The sequence below is a fragment of the Shinella zoogloeoides genome (assembly GCF_003574625.1).
Classification (GTDB): Bacteria; Pseudomonadota; Alphaproteobacteria; order Rhizobiales; family Rhizobiaceae; genus Shinella; species Shinella zoogloeoides_A.
Window position 1 is genome coordinate 85,210 of the sequence record NZ_QNUJ01000004.1, and the last position, 17,973, is coordinate 103,182.

The following is a 17,973-nucleotide window of genomic DNA, read 5'->3' on the forward strand; positions in this document are numbered from 1 at the left end:
TGTCAAAAGACAGAAACTAACATACAGCCTTGTTTGTATGTTGCGATGCGGTGATCCTGCGGTCACCGCATCTTCACGTTTTCAGCTCCTTGCCGGCCTTTTGCCGACATCGCCTATGGAAGAACCCATGCGTTTTACGAGACCGATTTCGATTGCGACCTTTGGCGCCCTCATGATCCTCGCCGGCTGTAAGGACGAACAGGCGCCGCAGGGAGCGGGGGGCTTCCCGCCGCCGCAGGTGGCCACCATCACCGTCAAGGCGGAAGACGTGCCGATCACCAACGACCTGCCGGGCCGCATCGCGGCGACGCGCACGGCCGAAGTTCGTCCGCGCGCGACGGGCATCGTCATCGAGCGCGTCTTCGAGCAGGGCTCGCTGGTCAAGGAAGGCGACGTGCTCTACCGCATCGATCCGGCGCCGTTCCAGGTGCAGGTCGAAAGCGCCGAGGCGACGCTGCGCCGCGCCAAGGCCGTACAGGCCCAGGCGAAGAACGACACCGTTCGCCAGGAACAGCTCCGGAAGTCCAACGTCGCTTCCGCACAGGCTTATGACGACGCCGTCGCCAAGCTGGCGCAGGCCGATGCCGATGTCGCAATCGCGGAAGCCGGTCTCGCGACGGCCAAGCTCAATCTCGAATATACCGAGGTGAAGGCGCCGATCAGCGGCCGAATCGGCCGCGCGCTCATCACCGAAGGCGCGCTGGTCTCGGCCAACGGCACGGAGAACCTGGCGACCATCCAGCAGCTCGATCCGGTCTATGCCGACTTCACCCAGTCGGCGACCGACCTCATCCGCCTGCGCAAGGCGCTGCAGGACGGCGACCTGATGGCCGACAACAATTCGGCCGACGTCACGCTGATGCTCGACGACGGTTCGACCTATGCGCAGCCGGGCAAGCTGCTGTTCTCCGAAGCGGCCGTCGACGAATCGACCGGCCAGGTGACGCTGCGCGGCGAATTCCCGAATCCCGATGGCGACCTCCTGCCGGGCATGTATGTGCGCGTGCAGATCGAACAGGGCATCGAGAGGGGCGCCGTTCTCGTGCCGCAGCAGGCCGTGCAGCGCGACGCCTCGGGCAGCGCGCTCGTCTATGTCGTTTCCGCCGACAACAAGGCCGGTCCGCGTCCGGTTCACGTCGGCCGTGCCGCCGGCACGCGCTGGGTCATCACCGAAGGCCTGAAGGACGGCGAGAAGATCATCGTCGAGGGCTTCCAGAAGGTCCAGCCGGGCGCTGAAGTCGTGCCGTCCGAATGGGACCCGAATGCTGTCGCCAACGCTGCCAAGACGCCCGCCGAAGGCGGCGCTGCGGAAGCCGGCAAGGATGCCAAGACCGAGGGGGCTGCCCCGGCAGGCGAGGCAGGCAAGGCTGAGGGCGGCGAAGGTGCCGCCAAGACCGGCGATGCCGGCAAGGCCGAAGGCGGCGATGCCGCCAAGACCGAGCAGGCAAAGTAAGGATCCGGACTATGCCCAGTTTCTTTATCGACAGGCCGATTTTCGCCTGGGTCGTCGCGATCTTCATTATGATCGCCGGCGCCATCTCCATCCCGCTCCTGCCGATCGCGCAATATCCGAACGTCGCCCCGCCGCAGATCTCGGTCTCGACGACCTATTCCGGCGCGTCCTCGCAGGACACCTACCAGAGCGTCACCAAGCTCATCGAGGATGAGCTGAACGGCGTCGACGGCCTGCTCTATTTCGAATCGACCTCCAGTGCCGCCGGTTCGGCCGAAATCAACATCACCTTCGCGCCGGGCACCGATCCGAGCCAGGCCTCGGTCGACGTGCAGAACCGCGTCAGCCGCGTCGAGCCGCGTCTTCCCGATTCGGTCCGCCGCCAGGGCGTGCAGGTCGAAGAAGCCGGCTCCGGCTTCCTGCTGATCGTCTCGCTTACCTCCACCGACGGCTCGATGGACGCCATCAGCCTCGGCGACTACCTGAACCGCAACATCCTGTCGGAAATCCAGCGTGTGCCCGGCGTCGGCCGTGCGCAGCTCTTCGCGACCCAGCGCTCGATGCGCGTCTGGCTCGATCCGGCCAAGATGCTCGGCCTCAACCTGACGGCCGCGGACGTCACCGCCGCCGTGCAGGCGCAGAACGCGCAGATCGCGGCCGGCAGCATCGGTGCCCAGCCGAACCCGATCACCCAGCAGATCGCAGCTCCCGTCAACATCAAGGGCCAGCTCACGACGCCGGAGGAGTTCGGCGCCATCGTGCTGCGCGCGAATGCGGACGGTTCGGCCGTGCGCCTGCGCGACGTGGCGCGTGTCGAAGTGGGCGGCGAGACCTATTCGTTCTCGACGCGCCTCAACGGCCAGCCTTCCGCCGCCATCGGCGTGCAGCTTTCGCCGAGCGGCAACGCCATGGCGACGTCCGAGGCGATCAAGGCGCGCATGGATGAACTGGCGAAGTTCTTCCCGCCGGGCATCGAATATTCGATCCCCTACGACACGTCGCCCTTCGTGAAGGTGTCGATCGAGAAGGTTCTGCATACGCTGCTCGAAGCCGTCGGCCTCGTGTTCCTCGTGATGTTCCTGTTCCTGCAGAACATCCGCTACACGATCATCCCGACGCTCGTCGTTCCGGTCGCGCTGCTCGGCACCTGTGCTGTCATGCTCGCCATGGGATTCTCGATCAACGTCCTGACCATGTTCGCCATGGTGCTCGCCATCGGCATTCTCGTGGACGATGCGATTATCGTCGTGGAGAACGTCGAGCGCATCATGTCGGAAGAGGGGCTGCCTCCCAAGGAAGCGACCCGCAAGGCGATGAAGCAGATCACCGGCGCCGTCATCGGCATCACGCTGGTGCTCGCCTCGGTGTTCATTCCGATGGGCTTCTTCCCCGGCGCGGTCGGCGTCATCTACCAGCAGTTCTCGCTGACGATGGTCGTCTCGATCCTCTTCTCGGCCTTCCTCGCCCTGTCGCTGACCCCGGCGCTCGCCGGCAGCTTCCTCAAGCAGGTTCCGAAGGGACACCATCACGAGAAGCGTGGCTTCTTCGGCTGGTTCAACCGCAGCTTCGACCGCAGTTCGAGAGGCTATAGCGGCACGGTCGGCTGGCTGGTCCGCAAGGCGGGCCGCGTGATGGTGATCTATCTCGCGATCCTCGCCGGCCTCGGCTACATGTTCATGAAGCTGCCGTCCTCGTTCCTGCCGGACGAAGACCAGGGCTTCGTGATCGTCATGATGCAGCTTCCCTCGGAGGCGACCGGCCACCGTACGGACGAAGTGCTTTCGCAGACCGAGAAGATCTTCGGCAAGGAGCCGGCGGTCGACACCATCGTCGGCATCAATGGCTTCTCGTTCTTCGGCGCGGGCCAGAATGCAGGTCTTGCCTTCGTGACGCTGAAGGACTGGAGCGTGCGCGGACCGGACGATTCGGCCCAGTCGATCGCAGGGCGCGCCAGCATGGCGATGAGCCAGATCAAGGATGCGATCAGCTTCGCGCTGTCGCCGCCGCCGATCCAGGGCCTCGGCACGACGGGCGGCTTCTCCTTCCGTCTCCAGGACCGCGGCGGCCTCGGCCAGCAGGCTCTTTCGGCCGCGACGGCCCAGCTCCTCGATCTTGCCGGCAAGAGCAACGTCATCACGGGCGTGCGCGTCGACGGCATGCCGGACGCCGCGCAGGTCAACATCGTGATCGACCGCGAGAAGGCCAACACCTTCGGCGTGACCTTCGCGGACATCAACACGACGATCTCGACCAATCTGGGCTCGACCTACGTCAATGACTTCCCGAACGCGGGACGCATGCAGCGCGTGACGGTCCAGGCGGACCAGAACGAACGCATGCAGATCGCCGACCTCCTCAACCTCAACGTCCGCAATTCCAAGGGCGGGATGGTTCCGATCTCGGCATTCGCGACCGCCGAATGGGTGAAGGCGCCTACGCAGACCGTGGGCTATAACGGCTATCCGTCGATCCGCATCAGCGGCGATACCAAGCCGGGCTTCTCCTCGGGCGATGCCATCACCGAGATGGAGCGGCTTGCCGCCCAGCTGCCGCCGGGCTTCGGCTACGAGTGGACGGGGCAGTCGCTGCAGGAAATCCAGTCGGGTTCGCAGGCGCCGATCCTCGTCGGTCTCTCGATCCTCCTGGTGTTCCTGTGCCTTGCGGCGCTCTATGAGAGCTGGTCGATCCCGTTCGCGGTCATCCTCGTCGTGCCGCTCGGCGTCATCGGCGCGGTCATCGCAGTGACGCTCCGCGACATGTCGAACGACGTGTACTTCAAGGTGGGTCTCATCGCGATCATCGGCCTTTCGGCGAAGAACGCGATCCTGATCATCGAGTTCGCCAAGGAACTGATGGCGGACGGCCGGTCGCTGATCGAGGCGACCATCGAGGCCTGCCACCTGCGCTTCCGCCCGATCCTGATGACCTCGCTCGCCTTCACGCTCGGCGTTCTGCCGCTCGCCATCGCGACGGGCGCCAGCGCCGGCAGCCAGCGCGCCATCGGCACCGGCGTCATGGGCGGCATGATCACCGCCACGGTGCTCGCCATCTTCTTCGTGCCGGTCTTCTTCGTCTTCGTGATGAAGCTGTTCGGCTACGGGAAGAAGAAAGAGGAGCCGGCTCCGGCCGCAAGCCCGGCGGAGTAGGCCGCCATGCGCCGGACCAAGGCGGAGGCCAAGGAAACCCGCCAGCAAATCCTGCTGGCGGCCGAGAAGGTCTTCTACGAAAAAGGTGTCGCCCATGCCTCCATGGAGGATGTGGCGCGCGCCGCGGGGGTCACCCGCGGCGCCATCTACTGGCACTTCGCCAACCGGGCGGACCTCGTGCTGGAACTCTACGATTCGCTTCCCCTGCCGCAGGAAGACCTGATCGCCCGCGAGCTGGAGGCGGAGAATGTCGACGTGCTCGCCGTTCTGGAGCGGGTCGGCAAGGAATGGCTGGAACTGCTGGCTGCCGACGAGCATCGCCAGCGCATCCTGTCGATCCTCCTGCGTTGCGACGCCACCGGCGAATTCGCCCGTATCTCCGAGCGCCAGAACGACATCGACGACGAGCACATGCAGACGCTGGAAACGGCCTTCGCCAAGGCCGAGCGGCAGGGCCAGCTCTGCGCCTGCTGGACGCCCCGTTCCGCCGCATCCATGCTGCGCTGGGTCCTCAAGGGGCTCTGTTCGGAATGGCTGCTGTTCGGCCGCAGGTTCGACATCGCAGGCGAGGGAACGGAGGCCCTGCGCCGTCTTTTCCGCACCTATGGATCGCACGCGCCGTCCGGCTGAGCGGCACCCGCTGCCGGCCTGTCGCAGAAGGTTCTTGACAGCGGGGCGCATTGTCCCGCTCTTCTGCGCACAAGCGAGGCAGGGTGACGGCGAAGATGCGGGCAGGCGGGGCTGAACAGGGCTCGGGCGAAGGCGAGAAACGGGTACGCAAGGCCCCAAAGGCGACGCGCCGGCAGCAGCTCATCGAGGCGACGATCGATTCGCTTGCCAAGCGCGGCTATTCCGACACGACGCTTGCCGACGTCGCCGATGGCGCCGGCCTTTCCCGCGGCATCGTGAACTTCCATTTCGAGAGCAAGGAAAACCTGCTCGTCGCCACGCTGCAGTTCATGTCCGAGGAATATTCGGACCATTGGAACGCGGCGCTGGAAAAGGCGGGAGAGAGCCCGGCGGCCCGGATCTGGGCGCTCGTCCACGCCGATTTCGACCGCAGAATCTGCACGAGACGCAAGCTGGCGGCCTGGTGCGCCTTCTGGGGCGAGGCGAAGTCGCGGCCGACCTACCAGGCGCTCTGCGGCGCGCGCGACGTCAAGTATCAGGAGACGGTGATCTCGCTCTGCGCCGGCCTCAAGGCGGAGGGCGGCTATGCCTTCCAGCCGGAAGCGGTCGCACTCGCTCTTTGCACCCTGCTGGAAGGCCTGTGGCTGCGCCTGACGATGGGCGACGGCACCACGCGGGAAAAGGCGTTGGAGGCGGCTGTCGCCTTCCTCGCCACTGCCTTTCCGAACCATATCACCCCGCAGGGACTGCGGCCGGAATAGGCATGCGCCCATACCTTTGCTAAAACCCCGGCCTTCGCGAAAACCCCGGTCGCGGCGCAACCGGGGCATGGCGATTCCGTCGATGAGGCCGGCGCTTAGCGGCAGACCCTCACGCGCTTGAAGACGACATGGCCCCACTTGTTGTAGCGCTTGATCTTCTTCCAATGGCAGTGGCGATGGTGATGGCCGTAATAGTGCGAGACATGGCGGTGATGGCCGCCCCAGCCGTGGCCATAGCCGCCGCCATAGGAACCGGCGGCCTGCGAGGGAGCGGCGAAGGAGAGCGCTGCGGCGATGGCGACCACGGCTGACAGGATGAACTTGCGCATTTCAATATCCTCTCTTCAGGTCAAAGGATGAACCATTCATCCGATGGCATTCTCGCAGGCAAGACGCCGCAGGGTTGTTCCGTCGGGAACATGTTTGCCGTCACCTTTCCGGTCCCTGTCGGACGAGAAATGCATCACGCATGAAGCGCGGAAAGAGCGTGCGTTCTTCAAAAAACGGTGATAGCCACGAATAGTCGCCCGGTTGTGAACGTCCGTCCTGCTGCCTCTCCGATTGCGGGACGGGTAGATCGTTTCCCGGCCGGCGGGGGGATCACGCGACATGGGTTTCAAGGATATTTTCAGCGCCTGGCGCAACCGGAATGCCGCCCGCCCGACCGGCGGTGGGGGAGAAGAGCCGCTGTCGCTGGAAGGCAGCCTCGTCCGCGATTACGACCTCTATCTCGTCGAGCTTCACGACGAGTTGCCGGACCTCGTTCCGCAGCGCGATGCGATGCGCGCCGCATGGAGCCTGGGGGATTTCGAGGCCTATCATCAGGCCTTCGAGACGGCGCGGGCGAGCGGTATTATCGCTGCGAACGGCAAGCCGCTCCATGCGCTCGTCAGGGACTGGTTCCTGGAGTCCTTCCCGGGCCTGCCGGACGATGCGGACGCCGCGCCGCCGCAGGGCGACATGCTGGCGCCCTTCCGGGCGTTCTTCGAGCGCAGTCCCTCGGCCTTTTCCGCTGCGACCTATGCCGATGCGCTGCGCACCGCCGCCTTCATGCGGCGCGGCACGGCCTGGGGGCACGAGGTGACGGCCGACCAGTGGAAGGGCTTTGAAGCGCTGCTGAAGGAGGCGGACGCCGTTCTCGACAGCCATGCCGATCCGAAGGATTTCAGCTGGCGCATGAGCGATTATCGCCGTTCGGCGAACGAGGGCAGTTTCGAGACGTTCAAGGCGCGCTTCGAGCGGGCATGGCTGCTCGACCGCTACAATATCGACCTCTGCCGCGCCCATGCCCGCATGATCCTGCCGCGCTGGCTGGGCCGGAACGCGCGGGACCTCGAGGATTTCGCCCGGCGGGCAGCGGAACTGACCGGCGACCGCTTCGGCCTCGGCTTCTATGCGCTGATCCATCAGGCGAACACGGATGTCGGCGACCACCAGCTTGCCGATACGCTGTGCGATCCCGCCCTCGTCAAGCAGGGGTTCGAGGACCTTCTGACGCGCTTTCCGGCGCCGAGCGTGATGAACCTCTATGCCGACATGCTGGAATGGATGGGCGACACGGAGGCGCTGGCCGACCTCCTCGAAACGCGCTTCCGCGTGATGGTGCCGCAGATCTGGTACGGCGAAACGCGCAGCGACAAGATCTCCTACCTTTTCGCCACCTTGCTGGAGGCGGCCGAGGTGCTGGACGAACGGCGCGCGGCGCGGCGCTAGGGACGGGCTGGCGCGGCGTGCCTCTGCCTGCTAGCTCTAGCATCAGACGATTGCCGGAGCGCCGACCTTGCAGGACATCACCGATCTTTCCGCCCTTGCCCTTTCCGCCGCCATCGCCGAGCGCCGGCTCGATTGCCGCACGGTGATGGCCGCCTATCTTTCGCGCATCGAGGCGGTCAATCCGCGCATCAACGCCATCGTCAGCCTTCGCCCGGCCGAGGCGCTGCTCGCCGAGGCGGAGGAGGCCGACCGGGCGCTTGCGGCCGGGGACTATCGCGGCTGGCTGCACGGCATGCCCTTCGCGGTGAAGGACCTTTCCGAGGCCAGGGGCATCCTCTGCTCCTTCGGCTCGGCGAACTATGCGGATTTCGTGCCGGACTATGACGACATCCATGTCGAGCGCATCCGCGCGGCCGGCGCCATCATCATCGGCAAGACCAATGCGCCGGAGATGGGGCTTGGATCCCACAGCTACAACCCGATCTTCGGCGTCACCCGCAATCCTTATGACACGGCGAAGAGCGCCGGCGGTTCTTCCGGCGGCGCGGCGGCGGGGCTGGCGGCGCGGATCCTTCCGGTCGCCGACGGCAGCGACATGATGGGGTCGCTGCGCAACCCTGCGGCCTTCAACAATGTCGTCGGTTTCCGTCCGTCCTTCGGCCGGATTCCCTCGCTCGGCAGCGAGCTCTTCCTCGGTCAGCTTGCCGTCAACGGGCCGATGGGGCGCAGCGTCGCCGATGTGGCCGCGCTCCTTGCGACCCAGGCCGGGCACGACCCGCGCGATCCGCTTTCGCTGCGCGACGAGGACCTGTCGCTGGACGGAAGCCGCGATCTTTCCGGCGCCCGTGTCGGCTGGCTCGGCGATTTCGGCGGGTACCTTCCCTTCGAGCCGGGCGTGCTGGAGCTCTGCCGTGCCTCGCTCGACGTGTTCCGCCGGCTCGGCTGCACGGTGGAGGATGTTCCGCCGGGCTTCGACATGGCGCGGCTCTGGCAGGTCTGGCGCACGCTTCGCCATTTCCTCGTTTCCGGCGGGCAGGCCGCCGACTATGCCGACCCGGAGCGCCGGGCGCGCATGAAGCCGGAGATGATCTGGGAGATCGAGCATGGCCACGACCTTACGGGCGCGGAGATCTATGCCGCCTCGCTCGGCCGCAGCGACTGGCACCGCCATGTCGCCGGGCTTTTCGAGACTTACGATTTCCTGATCCTGCCCGCCGCGCAGGTCTTCCCCTTCGATGCGGAGCTGGACTGGCCGAAGGCGATCGAGGGGCGGACGATGGATACCTATCACCGCTGGATGGAGGTGGTGATCGGCCCGACGCTCGCCGGGCTTCCCGTCGCGGCCATGCCGGCCGGCTTCGGCGCGAACGGGCTGCCCGCCGGCATCCAGATCATCGGCCCGGCGCGGGGCGACCGGGACGTGCTCGCCGCGGCCGCCGCCTATGAGCGGGCGACGGACTGGCTGGCCCGGTATCCCGAATTCTAGGGAGTCCGGCCCTTCGGACACGCCAGCGCCGCATTTTCGTGAAAGGCACGCTTGCCGGGTGTTGAGGACCGCCCGGCCGCATTCCTTCAAAAACATGAGGCGCCGTTTAGGAATTGCTTACCATATTTCGTCATTCTTTGCTCGTTCGGCAGACACCCGGGACGCGTGATCCCCACTGCCGCCAGCGTAAAGGCCTTCGGACTGTTTTTTCCGCGGCCGCGTCGAGTAACGAGTATCGGGTAACGAGTATCATGGCGTCTGTGTACAATTCCGCGCGTTCCGCGTCGAAATCCCGTGGGGGCCGCTCCGGGGGTATCTTTCTCGGTGCATTGATTGCTTGCGGCGTCATTGCCGGGTCCGCCTGGGCGGTCGTTTCGACGCTCGGCGCGATGCAGGATGCCGCTTCCTCCCTTTCGGACGGAAAGAAGAATATCGCCGCTTCCCTTCTCACCGCCACGCCCGGCGTCGAGAAGAACCAGCCGGCGCGCATGATCAAGGTCGCGAAATTCTCGCGCCTTTCGCCGCCCTCCGAGAGCGAGATCCGCCAGAAACAGCTTACCGCCGAGGCGATCCAGGCCGCGCATCAGCGCAAGATTTCCGTCCAGCTCGCTTCCGCCGTCAAGCGCGAGAAGGCCAAGGCCCTGATGCTGGAAGCCGCCTTCGCCCGTGCCGAGCGTTCGGTGGAACAGGAGAAGGCCGTGAGCGGCCAGCCCGCGCTGGTGACGGCGCTGCTGCCGAATGACGTTTCCGCCCGCAAGGATCTCCAGCCCTTCGGCCTCGTGATGAAGAAGCCGGAAGAGGAAAAGTCCGAGGAGGATATGATCCTCGGTGAAATCCCGCTGCCCGAGGCCCGGCCGGCGCTGGAGACTGTCACCATCGAGCGCAAGCCGGCGGAGGAAAAGCCTGCCACCCGCACCGCCCGCGAAGAAAGCAAGGACAAGGACGACGACAAGGATGTCGCCGCCATCGTCAAGCCGGAGCGCTCGCTCTTCGGCGGCCTCTTCTCGGGCAAGAGCAGCACCGGCTGGCCGGGCAAGGGCACGCGGGTCGCGATCTACGACGTCTCGGCCGCGACCGTCTACATGCCCGACGGCACGAAGCTTCGCGCCCATTCCGGCATCGGCAAGATGCGCGACAACCCGAATTACGAGCATGTGAAGATGAGCGGCCCGACGCCGAAGGGCATCTATCGCCTGAGGATGCGCGAGCAGCGTTTCCACGGCGTCGAGGCGATCCGCATGCTCTCGGTCGATGGCCGCGATCCGAAGAACCGCACGGGCCTGCTGACGCATACCAATCTGCTCCGTAACCAGAAGGGTTCGCACGGCTGCGTCGCCTTCCAGAACTACGAGCCGTTCCTCAATGCCTTCAAGCGCGGCCATGTCACCATGATGGTCGTGGTGCCGGAACTGCCGTCCTCCCGCACGCAGCTCGCCGCGCTCTATCGCAAGGCTGGGGCGTAAGGGAGACCCCTCCCTAAATCCCTCCCCGCAAGGGGGAGGGATTTAACATGCCGCGTCCTTGGCATTCCATTTTGAACGATGAGCAAGCCTCCCGCTGGGCGAAATGCCGGCAGGCAGAGGTGATCGCGTCAAACCCGCTCGACGAAGCCGTCGAGCACGCGTTTCTGGCCGGCGCGGTCGAAATCGATCGTCAGCTTGTTGCCCTCGACCGCCGCCACGTTGCCGTTGCCGAATTTCAGGTGGAAGACCCGGTCGCCGATCGAAAATTGCGACGGCTCGCTCGTGGTCGACTTGGCGACCAGCTCGCCCTCGATGGTGCGGCCGCGCGGGCCGCTTTCGCCGTAGCCGATACGCTCGACCGCGTGGCCGGAGCGTGAGCCCCAGTTATCCCGCGTCGCATCCGTGCGGTTCGCCTGCGCGCGCCGCCAGCCGGGTGTCGAATAGGCGTTCTGGAACGGCTCCTGCTTGTCGAAGCGCGACTGGCCATAGCCGCCGCGGCCGTAACCGCCATAGGACTGTTCCACCTCGGCCACTTCGACATGCGTTTCCGGCAGCTCGTCGAGGAAGCGCGAGGGCAGGGTGGATTGCCACAGGCCATGGATCCGCCGGTTCGAGACGAACCAGATGTGGCAGCGGCGTTTCGCCCGCGTGATGCCGACATAGGCGAGGCGGCGTTCCTCCTCCAGCCCGGAGCGGCCGCCCTCGTCGAGCGCGCGCTGGTGCGGGAAGAGGCCTTCCTCCCAGCCCGGCAGGAAGACGGTCTCGAATTCGAGGCCCTTGGCCGAGTGCAACGTCATGATCGATACGGCGTCGAGGTTCTCGTTCTGCTCGGCGTCCATCACGAGCGAGACGTGCTCCAGGAAACCGCGCATGGACTCGAAGGCCTCCATGGAGCGGATGAGTTCCTTCAGGTTCTCCAGCCGCCCCGGCGCCTCGGCCGACTTGTCGGCCTGCCACATGGCGGTATAGCCGCTCTCGTCGAGGATCTGCTCGGCAAGCTCGGTATGCGGCATCGTCTCCAGCAGCGACTGCCAGCGGCGGAAATCGGTGACGACGTCGAAGAGCGCCTTGCGCGCCTTCGGCTTCAGTTCGTCCGTATCGATGATCTCGCCCGCCGCCGCGAGCATCGGAATGTCGCGGGCTCTCGCATAGTCGTGCAGGTTGCGGATCGTCGTGTCGCCGAGGCCGCGCTTGGGCGTATTGACGATGCGCTCGAAGGCGAGGTCGTCAGCCGGCTGGCTGACAAGGCGGAAATAGGCGAGCGCATCGCGGATCTCCAGCCGCTCGTAGAAGCGCGGGCCGCCGATGACGCGATAGTTGAGGCCGAGCGTGACGAAGCGGTCTTCGAATTCGCGCATCTGGAACGACGCACGCACGAGGATCGCCATGTCGTTCAGCTTGTGATCCTTGCGCTGAAGCTGCTCGATCTCCTCGCCGACGGCGCGGGCTTCCTCCTCGGAATCCCAGGCGGCGTGCACGACGACCTTGTCGTCGTCGGGGTCGTGCCTGTCGGTGAAGAGCGTCTTGCCCAGCCGGTCCTCGTTATGGGCGATCAGATGGCCGGCGGCGCCGAGGATATGGGCGGTGGAGCGATAGTTGCGCTCCAGCTTGATGACTTTGGCGCCCGGGAAATCTTTCTCGAAGCGCAGGATATTGTCGACCTCCGCGCCGCGCCAGCCGTAGATCGACTGGTCGTCGTCGCCGACGCAGCAGACGTTCTGTGGCGTGCCCTTGGGGCGCTGGGCGAGGAGGCGCAGCCACATATATTGCGCGGTGTTGGTGTCCTGGTACTCGTCGACGAGGATATAGCGGAACTTCTGGTGATATTCGGCGAGCACGTCGGGATTGGCGCGGAACATGCGGATCGGATGCAGCAGCAGGTCGCCGAAGTCGCAGGCGTTCAGCGTTTTCAGGCGGTTCTGGTAGGCGACATAGAGTTCGCGGCCCTTGCCGTTGGCGAAGGCGCGTGCGTCTCCCTCCGGAATCTGCGCCGGGTCGAGGCCCTTGTTCTTCCAGGTGTCTATCATGCCGGCGAATTGCTTGGCCGGCCAGCGCTTGTCGTCGATGCCCTCGGCCTGGAGGATCTGCTTGATGAGGCGCACCACGTCGTCGGTATCGAGGATCGAGAAGTCCGACTTGAGGCCGACGAGTTCGGCATGGCGGCGCAGCAGCTTGACGCCGATGGAGTGGAACGTGCCGAGCCAGGGCATGCCCTCAACCGCGCCGCCGACGAGGAGGCCGATGCGTTCCTTCATCTCGCGCGCTGCCTTGTTGGTGAAGGTCACGGCGAGGAGCTGGCTGGGAAAGGCGCGGCCGGTGGCGAGGATATGGGCGATGCGGGTGGTGAGCACCCGCGTCTTGCCGGTGCCGGCGCCGGCGAGCACCAGAACGGGGCCGTCGAGCGTCTCGACCGCCTCGCGCTGCTCGGGATTGAGGCCGGAGAGATAATCCGGCGCCCGGTTGGCATCGCGGGCCGCCATGGCGCGTGCGGCGATGCCGAGGCCGCCGGCCGGCTTGGCCGGTGCCGCGGGCTTTCCACCGAGCTGCGGGTCCTCGTCGAAGAAGGGAATGTCGTCGTAACCGCTGATCATGCGGCTCAATGTAGTGATTCGGTCCCGAAAGGCCAGTTTTCCGTTCTGCTTTTATTCCGCGGGGAAGGACGAGGGCCGAAAGATTGTGGAAACCGCCGCCGTCCGGGCCCTTGCGGGGCCGCCGGCGGAGATGTCGTCCCCGTCGAGGGAGGGGAGGTCCGGCTCGGCGGAATTCTCCACTTTTTCTTACATTTCGGTAACAGACCGGCCCGGCTATCTTACAATTTCGTAATGATCGTACTCTTTCATTGCCGGTTCATTTCCAAAGCGGGATACTTGCTCTATGTCGCGTCGCAACAGGCGATGTTTCGCTTCCATCGGAGAGTGTGTGCATGCGGGTTTGGAAACAGCTCCTCATCGGCCTTGGCGTGATCGCGGCGGGGGTGTTGCTTTGGGGCCGCTTCGTTCCGGGAGCGAACGGCATGCTGGAGGCCGCGGGCCTGCCCGGAGGGCTCGTCGCGGCCATTGCGCCGGCCGGTGACGGCAAGGCCGAAGGCGGGAAAGAGGGTGGTGGACGCCGCGGTTTCGGCGGCGGGCCGACGCTCGTCGCCACAAGGCCCGTCGCCATGGCCGTCGTCAACGACCGGCTGAACGCCATCGGCGACGGCGAGGCGATCCGCACCGTGACGGTCACGCCCTATTCGACCGGCAACCTCACGGAAGTCCTCGTCGAATCCGGCGAGCGCGTGGAACAGGGGCAGGTGATCGCCCGGCTCGACAGCGACGAGCAGAAGATCGCCGCCGACCAGGCGCGCGTCGCCCGCGACAGCGCGGAGCAGAAGCTCAAGCGCATCCAGAACCTGCGCTCCTCCACCAGCCTTGCCGACCTGCAGGATGCCGAGACCGCGCTGAAGGCGGCGGAACTTGCCCTCAGGAATGCGGAACTGACGCTCCGCCGCCGCGATATCACCGCGCCCTATAGCGGCGTGGTCGGCATCATCTCGGTCAATCCCGGCGACTACGTCACCACCGCCTCGGCGATCGCCCGCATCGACGACCGCTCGGAAATCCTCGTCGACTACTGGGTGCCGGAGCGCTTCGCCACCAGCGTGCGCGTCGGCAACGACCTGACGGCGACGGCCGTCGCGCGGCCGGGGGAGACCTTCACCGGCAAGATCCAGGCCGTCGACAACCGCATCGAGCAGGAAAGCCGGACGTTGCGGGTGCGGGCACGCATCAGCAATCCCGAGGACGTGCTGCGCGCCGGCATGTCCTTCCAGGTGAACATGCGCTTCGAAGGCGACTTCTATCCGAGCGTCGATCCGCTGGCGATCCAGTGGAGCGCCGACGGCTCCTATATCTGGAAGCTCAAGGGCGACACGGTCGAGCGGGTTCCGGTGCATATCGTCCAGCGTAATCCCGACAAGGTGCTGGTGAAGGCCGCGCTTGCCGAGGGCGACGCCGTCGTCACGGAAGGCGTGCAGACGCTGCGCCCGGGCGGCGCGGTGCGCACGGCCGAGGAGAAGACCCCCGCCGTGACGGAGGGCTCGTGATGTCGGGTGAGGCAGGCGGGCTCAACGATACCGGCACGGCGGGCTTTACCGCGCTCTTCATCCGGCGGCCGATCTTCGCCCTCGTCCTCAACACGCTGATCGTCGTCGCCGGCCTCGCCGCCTTCAACGGCGTGGAGATTCGCGAGCTTCCTTCCGTCGACCAGCCGGTCATCAGCGTGACGACCACTTTCGACGGCGCTTCGCCCGAGACGGTAGACCGCGAGCTGACCGACGTCATCGAAGGCGCCGTTTCCCGCGTGCAGGGCATCAAGGATATCTCCTCGGTCTCGTCCTTCGCGCGCAGCCGCGTGACGCTGCAGTTCTCGGATACGACGGACGTCAACCAGGCCGCCAACGACGTGCGCGACGCGCTCGGCCGCGTGGCCAACAAGATTCCGGACGGCGCCGAGGAGCCCCGCGTCGTGAAGGCCGATGCGGACAGCCAGCCGATCATGCGGCTTGCGCTGACCTCCGACACGCAGTCGCTCGAAGACCTGACGCTGCTCGCCGAGAACGAGATCACCGACCGTCTCGCCTCGGTCGAGGGGGTCGCGGACGTCGCCGTATATGGCGACCAGGAGAAGATCTTCCGCGTCGACGTCGACCAGTCGAAGCTCGCGGCACGCGGCCTGACGGTGGCGGACCTGCGCAACGCGCTGGCGACCGCCGCCTTCGACGTGCCGGCCGGCTCGCTGAAGAGCCGCAGCCAGGACATCACGGTGCGTGCGACGGCCGACCTTGCCAAGCCCTCCGACTTCGAGAACCTGATCCTCAAGAACCGCGTGCGCCTCGGCGACATCGCCATGGTGACGCTGGGGCCGGACGAGGGCTCGACGGCGCTGCGTTCCAACGGCCGCCAGGGTATCGGCCTCGGCATCATCCGCCAGGCGCAGTCCAACACCCTCGATATTTCCGAGGGCGTGAAGCAGATGGTCTCGCGCCTCGGCACCATCCTGCCCGAGGGCACCCAGCTCAAGATCACCAGCGACGATGCCGTCTTCATCGACGGCGCCATTCACGAAGTGGAGATCGCACTCGTCGTCGCCGTGCTGATCGTGACGCTCGTCATCTATCTCTTCCTGCTCGACTGGCGCGCGACGCTCATTCCGACGATCAGCATGCCCATCGCGCTGATCGGCACGATCGCGGCCATCTACATGGCCGGTTTCTCCGTCAACATCCTGACGCTGCTGGCCATCGTGCTGGCGACCGGCCTCGTGGTGGACGACGCCATCGTGGTGCTGGAAAACATCGTGCGCCGGCGCGCCGAGGGGCTGAAGCCGCGCGCGGCGGCGATCCACGGCACGCTCGAAGTGTTCTTCGCCGTCATCGCGACGACCGCGACGCTCGCCGCCGTCTTCGTGCCGCTCTCGTTCCTGCCGGGGCAGGCGGGGCGCCTCTTCCGCGAATTCGGCTTCGTGCTGGCCTTCGCCGTGCTGCTCTCCTCCTTCGTGGCGCTGACGCTCTGCCCGATGCTCGCCTCGCGCATGCTGACCAAGGAGGTCAAGCACGAGCACACCGGCATTCTCGCCCGCATCGGCGGGGCGGCCTCGCGCTTCTATCGCTCGACGCTGAGTGCCTGCCTCGGCGCGCCCTTCGTCGTCTTCCTCGTGGCGCTGCTCTTCACGGCGGCGGGGGCGACCTCGTTCTTCACGATCAAGTCGGAACTGACGCCGAGCGAGGACCGGTCGATGGTCATGCTGCGCGTGAACGCGCCGCAGGGCGTGTCGCTCGATTATGCGCAGGACCAGATGAAGGTGGTCGAGAACAAGCTGCGTCCGCTCTACGACGACGGCGAGATCGTCAACATCTTCTCCATCTCGGGGCAGGGCGGCTCGACGAACAGCGGCTTCATGGTGCTGACGCTGGCGCCGTGGAGCGAGCGCGACCGCACGCAGCAGCAGATCGTGCAGGACATCAACGCCGCCGTGGCGACGGTGCCGTCCGTGCGCGCCTTCACCATGCAGCCGAACAGCCTCGGCATCCGCGGCGCCGGCAACGGCCTGCAGGTGGCGCTCGTCGGCAACGACTATACCAAGCTCGGCAGTGCGGCGGCCGAACTCGTGCGCAAGATCGAGGACAGCGGCCGCTTCCAGAACGTGCGTCTCAACTACGAGGCCAACCAGGCGCAGCTTTCGGTGACGATCGACCGCGAGCGCGCCGCCGATCTCGGCATCGACATCACCGGCCTTGCCGCCGCGCTGCAGGCGATGCTGGAGGGCACCAGCGTCGTCGACGTCTATGTCGAGGGGCAGGCCTATCCGGTGAAGCTCTCCTCCACCACGACGCCGATCAACGACCCGATGGACCTGGAGAACATCTTCCTCAAGACCGGCGACGGCAAGATCGTGCCGATGTCCTCCATCGCCTCGCTGGAGGAAAAGGCCGTCGCGCCGCAGCTCTCGCGCGAGCAGCAGCTTCGCGCCGTCTCGCTTTCCGCCGGCCTCAAGGACGGGCTGGCGCTCGGCGATGCGCTGAAGATGGTGCAGGACATGGCCGAACCGCTGCTGCCGGAGGGCTCGCGTCTGATGCCGATGGCGGAAGCCGCGACGCTGCAGGAGAATTCGAGTGGCCTCGTCGTCACCTTCGGCTTCGCCATCGCCATCATCTTCCTCGTGCTGTCGGCGCAGTTCGAAAGCTTCGTCAGCTCCATCATCATCATGGTGACGGTGCCGCTCGGGCTTGCCTGCGCCGTCTTCGCGATGATCCTGACGGGGACGACGCTCAACATCTACAGCCAGATCGGCCTCGTGCTGCTCGTCGGCATCATGGCGAAGAACGGCATTCTCATCGTGGAATTCGCCAACCAGCTGCGCGACCGCGGGCAGGATATCCGCAGCGCCATCGAGAACGCCTCGAACATCCGCCTGCGTCCCGTGCTGATGACGATGATCGCCACCGTCGTCGGCGCGGTGCCGCTGGTGCTGGCAAGCGGGGCGGGCGCGGAAGCGCGCATCTCGCTCGGCTGGGTACTGGTCGGCGGGCTCGGCCTTGCGACGGTGGTGACGCTGTACCTGACACCGGTCGCCTATCTGGTGATCGCCCGCTTCACCAGCCCCCATGCCGACGAGGAAAAGCGCCTTGCCGCGGAGCTGGAGCATGCGCGCATGCTCGCAAAGGGCGATGAGGCCGAGGTCCTGCCGCTGGCGGCCGAGTGATCGCTGCCGGCAAAGGTGGCAACAAGCCGATATTGCGGCTGGACAGCCGGGCGGCAATTTGCTGAGTAAATCCCCACGA

The 17,973-nt window shown here is 66.0% G+C and carries 11 protein-coding genes; 9 read left to right on the forward strand and 2 right to left on the reverse strand.

What is annotated here, in order from left to right:
• Nucleotides 1–115 precede the first annotated feature (115 nt).
• The 4 genes from DSD28_RS08800 (at nucleotide 116) to DSD28_RS08815 (ending at nucleotide 5,990) form a co-directional block, all read left to right on the forward strand.
• The gene (locus DSD28_RS08800) at nucleotides 116–1,453 is read left to right on the forward strand and encodes an efflux RND transporter periplasmic adaptor subunit (RefSeq protein WP_119256024.1); all 1,338 of its coding nucleotides are present in this window, start codon (nucleotides 116–118) and stop codon (nucleotides 1,451–1,453) included.
• A gap of 11 nt (nucleotides 1,454–1,464) precedes the next feature.
• Complete coding sequence (locus DSD28_RS08805; RefSeq protein WP_119256025.1) at nucleotides 1,465–4,599, forward strand: efflux RND transporter permease subunit; 3,135 nt, start codon at nucleotides 1,465–1,467, stop codon at nucleotides 4,597–4,599.
• A 6-nt stretch (nucleotides 4,600–4,605) separates the two neighbouring features.
• Nucleotides 4,606–5,229 carry a TetR family transcriptional regulator gene (locus DSD28_RS08810; RefSeq protein WP_119256026.1) on the forward strand — a complete coding sequence of 208 codons (624 nt, stop codon included), beginning with the start codon at nucleotides 4,606–4,608 and terminating at the stop codon, nucleotides 5,227–5,229.
• 95 nt (nucleotides 5,230–5,324) lie between these two features.
• A complete protein-coding gene (locus DSD28_RS08815) occupies nucleotides 5,325–5,990 on the forward strand; it encodes a TetR family transcriptional regulator C-terminal domain-containing protein (RefSeq protein WP_119256378.1) in 666 nt (221 codons plus the stop codon).
• 95 nt (nucleotides 5,991–6,085) lie between these two features.
• On the opposite strand, the gene DSD28_RS08820 is transcribed toward DSD28_RS08815, so the two are convergent.
• Entirely contained in the window at nucleotides 6,086–6,319 is a 234-nt protein-coding gene (locus tag DSD28_RS08820; protein WP_245424786.1) for a hypothetical protein, read from the reverse strand.
• A 280-nt stretch (nucleotides 6,320–6,599) separates the two neighbouring features.
• Between DSD28_RS08820 and DSD28_RS08825 the strand changes: the two genes are divergently transcribed.
• The 3 genes from DSD28_RS08825 to DSD28_RS08835 all read left to right on the forward strand — a co-directional run bounded on the left by DSD28_RS08825 (nucleotide 6,600) and on the right by DSD28_RS08835 (nucleotide 10,652).
• Nucleotides 6,600–7,703: a hypothetical protein gene (locus DSD28_RS08825; protein ID WP_119256027.1), complete on the forward strand. Its 1,104-nt coding sequence runs from the start codon at nucleotides 6,600–6,602 to the stop codon at nucleotides 7,701–7,703.
• Nucleotides 7,704–7,770: 67 nt separating this feature from the next.
• On the forward strand, nucleotides 7,771–9,189 hold the full coding sequence (locus DSD28_RS08830) for an amidase (RefSeq protein ID WP_119256028.1): 1,419 nt from the start codon (nucleotides 7,771–7,773) through the stop codon (nucleotides 9,187–9,189).
• Nucleotides 9,190–9,578: 389 nt separating this feature from the next.
• Nucleotides 9,579–10,652, forward strand: coding sequence for a DUF2778 domain-containing protein (locus DSD28_RS08835; RefSeq protein ID WP_162911311.1), 1,074 nt, complete (start codon nucleotides 9,579–9,581; stop codon nucleotides 10,650–10,652).
• Nucleotides 10,653–10,780: 128 nt separating this feature from the next.
• On the opposite strand, the gene DSD28_RS08840 is transcribed toward DSD28_RS08835, so the two are convergent.
• Nucleotides 10,781–13,243: an ATP-dependent helicase gene (locus DSD28_RS08840; RefSeq protein ID WP_119256380.1), complete on the reverse strand. Its 2,463-nt coding sequence runs from the start codon at nucleotides 13,241–13,243 to the stop codon at nucleotides 10,781–10,783.
• A 332-nt stretch (nucleotides 13,244–13,575) separates the two neighbouring features.
• Here DSD28_RS08840 and DSD28_RS08850 point away from each other — a divergent pair, with 332 nt between their 5' ends.
• Both DSD28_RS08850 and DSD28_RS08855 read left to right on the forward strand, forming a co-directional pair.
• Nucleotides 13,576–14,736 carry an efflux RND transporter periplasmic adaptor subunit gene (locus DSD28_RS08850; protein ID WP_119256031.1) on the forward strand — a complete coding sequence of 387 codons (1,161 nt, stop codon included), beginning with the start codon at nucleotides 13,576–13,578 and terminating at the stop codon, nucleotides 14,734–14,736.
• Entirely contained in the window at nucleotides 14,736–17,894 is a 3,159-nt protein-coding gene (locus DSD28_RS08855; protein ID WP_119256032.1) for an efflux RND transporter permease subunit, read from the forward strand. The genes DSD28_RS08850 and DSD28_RS08855 overlap by 1 nt, the downstream gene beginning before the upstream one ends.
• Nucleotides 17,895–17,973 lie beyond the last annotated feature (79 nt).

Coding starts and splice junctions, on each gene's coding strand:
- DSD28_RS08800 (WP_119256024.1), top strand. CDS start 116: ATGGAAGAACCCATGCGTTTTACGAGACCGATTTCGATTGCGACCTTT.
- DSD28_RS08805 (WP_119256025.1), top strand. CDS start 1,465: ATGCCCAGTTTCTTTATCGACAGGCCGATTTTCGCCTGGGTCGTCGCG.
- DSD28_RS08810 (WP_119256026.1), top strand. CDS start 4,606: ATGCGCCGGACCAAGGCGGAGGCCAAGGAAACCCGCCAGCAAATCCTG.
- DSD28_RS08815 (WP_119256378.1), top strand. CDS start 5,325: ATGCGGGCAGGCGGGGCTGAACAGGGCTCGGGCGAAGGCGAGAAACGG.
- DSD28_RS08820 (WP_245424786.1), bottom strand. CDS start 6,319: ATGCGCAAGTTCATCCTGTCAGCCGTGGTCGCCATCGCCGCAGCGCTC.
- DSD28_RS08825 (WP_119256027.1), top strand. CDS start 6,600: ATGGGTTTCAAGGATATTTTCAGCGCCTGGCGCAACCGGAATGCCGCC.
- DSD28_RS08835 (WP_162911311.1), top strand. CDS start 9,579: ATGCAGGATGCCGCTTCCTCCCTTTCGGACGGAAAGAAGAATATCGCC.
- DSD28_RS08840 (WP_119256380.1), bottom strand. CDS start 13,243: ATGATCAGCGGTTACGACGACATTCCCTTCTTCGACGAGGACCCGCAG.
- DSD28_RS08850 (WP_119256031.1), top strand. CDS start 13,576: ATGCGGGTTTGGAAACAGCTCCTCATCGGCCTTGGCGTGATCGCGGCG.
- DSD28_RS08855 (WP_119256032.1), top strand. CDS start 14,736: ATGTCGGGTGAGGCAGGCGGGCTCAACGATACCGGCACGGCGGGCTTT.